The sequence below is a fragment of the Rodentibacter sp. Ppn85 genome (genome assembly GCF_001999335.1).
In the GTDB taxonomy this organism is placed as follows: domain Bacteria; phylum Pseudomonadota; class Gammaproteobacteria; order Enterobacterales; family Pasteurellaceae; genus Rodentibacter.
Map to the genome: position 1 here is coordinate 1 of NZ_MLHS01000066.1, position 1,522 is coordinate 1,522.

A 1,522-nucleotide genomic window follows, 5' to 3' on the forward strand; every position below is an offset into this window, starting at 1 on the left:
AATTTATATAATGTTTTTTCTCTTCTTCGTAATTTTCACAAGAAATTAAATGTCTAACATCATTAATAAATTCATTAAAATATGAATGCTTAAAACAAAAAACATCATACCTAGGTTGATTAAGATATATAGGTGACTTACGCTCTGATTTTTTTTTATTCAGATAGCTATCTGGCCGTAAAGAAAAATTTGTAATATCTCCGCCATGAATTAAAATAAACCGTTGGTTTTGATTTTTATTATTGTAAGGTTCTTGATTTAATCTAGGATCATCACTTTTCTCTTCTAAATAAAATTTCCCGCCGTAACTTCGGTATTCGCATTGCCCAATCCAATAATTGGCAGGATAACGAATAACATAGGTTTTGCCATCATTTTCCTCTTCCGCCTTAAATTCTTTATATTGCTTTCTTGCAACAGGATTTCCAGAAAAAGTCATATTGAATGATTCTTGGCAATTTGGATCATCTGCATTAGTTGAATACGTTACCCAAAATTCAGGTACATATCCGGGTGTTTTTTTGCCATAAAACGTACGCCATTGTGTTTTACTATAATCCGTTTCAGCCACATAAAATGAGCTTTTATAAAAATACCAATAGACACCATAACCAAATAACAACATAAATATGAGTATGCAGATTTTACATTTACTTACTTTAAACATTTTACCCTCTTCTAAAGAAGCCTTAATCAAAGTATCAAGAAACTATATTCTAGCTCTCGGTAATCATTAACAATACTAAATCCTTTATGGACGGTCATTTGGTATGACCTCATCATAAAAATCATCAAACCATTCTTTTTTTATTTCCCAGTCAAAATAATTCCCTCGTAATATAGTTTTATTGCTATTAACACACTCATTCTCTCCAGAAAAAATAGATAGACAATAATCAATCTTACTCACTTTTAGATTCATCATAATATCAGGGGTATTATTCCAGTAAGACTCTGTATAAAAAACAAATGAATTTATATAATGTTTTTTCTCTTCTTCGTAATTTTCACAAGAAATTAAATGTCTAACATCATTAATAAATTCATTAAAATATGAATGCTTAAAACAAAAAACATCATACCTAGGTTGATTAAGATATATAGGTGATTGACGTTCTGATTTTTTTCCAGATAAGTAGTCATCAGATCTTATAGAAAAATCAACTACTTTTTTCCCATGAATTAAAGTAAATCGGTAATATTGATTTTTATTATTATAAGGATCCTGATTTAATCTAGGATCATCACTTTTCTCTTCTAAATAAAATGTTCCACCATAACTTCGATATTCACATTTCCCAATCCAATAATTGGCAGGATAACGAATAACATAGGTTTTGCCCCCATTTTCCTCTTCCGCCTTAAATTCCTTATATTGCTTTCTTGCAACAGGATTTCCAGAAAAAGTCATATTGAATGATTCTTGGCAATTTGGATCGTCTGCATTAGTTGAATACGTTACCCAAAATTCAGGTAAATATCCGGGTGTTTTTTTACCATAAAACGTACGCCATTGTGTTTT

The 1,522-nt window shown here is 29.9% G+C and carries 2 protein-coding genes; both read right to left on the reverse strand.

The window, feature by feature from the left end; translation table 11 throughout:
• A partial coding sequence (locus BKL51_RS10590) for a hypothetical protein (protein ID WP_143530603.1) occupies nt 1-667 on the reverse strand: 667 nt, incomplete at its 3' end.
• An 84-nt stretch (nt 668-751) separates the two neighbouring features.
• Nucleotides 752-1,522 (reverse strand): hypothetical protein (locus tag BKL51_RS11900; RefSeq protein WP_158074925.1); only part of this gene is annotated, 771 nt, incomplete at its 5' end.